General features: G+C 51.1%; 1 rRNA gene. It reads right to left on the reverse strand.

Annotation, left to right across the window (positions count from 1 at the left end):
* Nucleotides 1-29: 29 nt before the first annotated feature.
* A 23S ribosomal RNA gene (locus tag CSV69_RS16360) occupies nt 30-2,958 on the reverse strand.
* Between the last annotated feature and the right edge of the window lie 299 nt (nt 2,959-3,257).

Genomic DNA, 3,257 nt, shown 5'->3' on the forward strand with positions numbered 1-3,257 from the left:
GGCGTAGTTCAAGTAACTACTTTTTAAAATAGGTTAAGTCCTCGATCGATTAGTATCTGTCAGCTACATACGTCGCCGTACTTACACCCCAGACCTATCCACCTCATCATCTTTGAGGGATCTTACTTACTTGCGTAATGGGAAATCTCATCTTGAAGGGGGCTTCATGCTTAGATGCTTTCAGCATTTATCCCGTCCATACATAGCTACCCAGCGATGCCTTTGGCAAGACAACTGGTACACCAGCGGTATGTCCATCCCGGTCCTCTCGTACTAAGGACAGCTCTCCTCAAATTTCCTGCGCCCGCGACGGATAGGGACCGAACTGTCTCACGACGTTCTGAACCCAGCTCGCGTGCCGCTTTAATGGGCGAACAGCCCAACCCTTGGGACCGACTACAGCCCCAGGATGCGACGAGCCGACATCGAGGTGCCAAACCTCCCCGTCGATGTGGACTCTTGGGGGAGATAAGCCTGTTATCCCCGGGGTAGCTTTTATCCGTTGAGCGATGGCCCTTCCATGCGGAACCACCGGATCACTAAGTCCGTCTTTCGACCCTGCTCGACTTGTAGGTCTCGCAGTCAAGCTCCCTTATGCCTTTGCACTCTACGAATGATGTCCAACCATTCTGAGGGAACCTTTGAGCGCCTCCGTTACTCTTTAGGAGGCGACCGCCCCAGTCAAACTGCCCACCTGACACTGTCTCCTGCCCGGATCACGGGCAAGGGTTAGAAGTCCAATACAGCCAGGGTAGTATCCCACCAATGCCTCCTCCGAAGCTAGCGCTCCGGAATCCTAGGCTCCTACCTATCCTGTACAGGCTGCACCGGAATTCAATATCAGGCTACAGTAAAGCTCCACGGGGTCTTTCCGTCCTGTCGCGGGTAATGCGCATCTTCACGCATATTATAATTTCACCGAGTCTCTCGTTGAGACAGTGCCCAGATCGTTACGCCTTTCGTGCGGGTCGGAACTTACCCGACAAGGAATTTCGCTACCTTAGGACCGTTATAGTTACGGCCGCCGTTTACTGGGGCTTCAATTCAGAGCTTCGCTTGCGCTAACCCCTCCTCTTAACCTTCCAGCACCGGGCAGGCGTCAGCCCCTATACGTCATCTTACGATTTTGCAGAGACCTGTGTTTTTGCTAAACAGTCGCCTGGGCCTATTCACTGCGGCTCTCTCGGGCTATTCACCCTACCAGAGCACCCCTTCTCCCGAAGTTACGGGGTCATTTTGCCGAGTTCCTTAACGAGAGTTCTCTCGATCACCTTAGGATTCTCTCCTCGCCTACCTGTGTCGGTTTGCGGTACAGGCACCTCCCGCCTCGCTAGAGGCTTTTCTTGGCAGTGTGAAATCAGGGACTCTGGAGATAAATCTCCTCGCCATCACAGCCTAGTGTTATATGAGAACGGGATTTGCCTCGTTCTCCACCTCACTGCTTAGACACACAACCAACTGTGTGCTCACCCTATCCTACTGCGTCCCCCCATTACTCAAACGGCGGGGAGGTGGTACAGGAATATCAACCTGTTGTCCATCGTCTACGCCTATCGGCCTCGACTTAGGTCCTGACTAACCCTGAGCGGACGAGCCTTCCTCAGGAAACCTTGGGCATTCGGTGGAAGGGATTCTCACCCTTCTTTCGCTACTCATACCGGCATTCTCACTTCCAAGCGCTCCACCAGTCCTTCCGGTCTAGCTTCAACGCCCTTGGAACGCTCTCCTACCATTGACCCTAAGGTCAATCCACAGCTTCGGTGATCTGTTTAGCCCCGGTACATTTTCGGCGCAGCGCCACTCGACCAGTGAGCTATTACGCACTCTTTAAATGATGGCTGCTTCTAAGCCAACATCCTGGTTGTCTGGGCAACGCCACATCCTTTTCCACTTAACAGATACTTGGGGACCTTAGCTGGTGGTCTGGGCTGTTTCCCTCTCGACAATGGATCTTATCACCCACTGTCTGACTCCCAAACATAAATCATCGGCATTCGGAGTTTGTCTGAATTCGGTAACCCGGGATGGGCCCCTCGTCCAAACAGTGCTCTACCTCCGAGATTCTTTCGTTTGAGGCTAGCCCTAAAGCTATTTCGGAGAGAACCAGCTATCTCCAGGTTCGATTGGAATTTCACCGCTACCCACACCTCATCCCCGCATTTTTCAACATACGTGGGTTCGGGCCTCCAGTCAGTGTTACCTGACCTTCACCCTGGACATGGGTAGATCACCTGGTTTCGGGTCTACGACCCCATACTTATTCGCCCTATTCAGACTCGCTTTCGCTGCGGCTCCGCCTTCTCAGCTTAACCTTGCATGGAATCGTAACTCGCCGGTTCATTCTACAAAAGGCACGCCATCACCCATTAACGGGCTCTGACAATTTGTAAGCGCACGGTTTCAGGATCTATTTCACTCCCCTTCCGGGGTGCTTTTCACCTTTCCCTCACGGTACTGGTTCACTATCGGTCACTAGGGAGTATTTAGCCTTGGGAGATGGTCCTCCCGGATTCCGACGGAATTTCACGTGTTCCGCCGTACTCAGGATCCACTCTGGAGAGAATGTGCTTTCGACTACGGGGCTTTTACCCTGTTTTGCGGACCTTTCCAGGTCGCTTCATCTAACACATTCCTTTGTAACTCCGTATAGAGTGTCCTACAACCCCAAGAAGCAAGCTTCTTGGTTTGGGCTCTTCCCGTTTCGCTCGCCGCTACTAAGGGAATCGATGTTTCTTTCTCTTCCTCCGGGTACTTAGATGTTTCAGTTCTCCGGGTGTGCCACGAGTATGCTATGTATTCACATACACGTACTGTCCCATTATGGACAGTGGGTTTCCCCATTCGGAAATCTTCGGATCAAAGCTCACTTACAGCTCCCCGAAGCATATCGGTGTTAGTGCCGTCCTTCATCGGCTCCTAGTGCCAAGGCATCCGCCGTGCGCCCTTTCTAACTTAACCTATAAAAGGTCCAATTTCATCCTAGCGATAGGAATCCAAAGGTTAAAAAGATTGCTTGAATCGTATAAATACAATTCGGTTGATTACTTGATTACTTTCAATGTCGTTTTATCCAGTTTTCAATGAACAAGAAAAAAGTTTTGAACACTCAACTACATGAGCCTTCAAAACTGAACGCAAAACGTTAACGTGATAGATCGAAGATCTATCTTCCGAATGTTTCTTCCATATTTCAGGCAAGAAAACATAATCCTTAGAAAGGAGGTGATCCAGCCGCACCTTCCGATACGGCTACCTTG

Origin of the sequence: Sporosarcina sp. P26b (assembly GCF_002743245.1) — a bacterium.
Taxonomy (GTDB): Bacteria; Bacillota; Bacilli; order Bacillales_A; family Planococcaceae; genus Sporosarcina; species Sporosarcina ureae_C.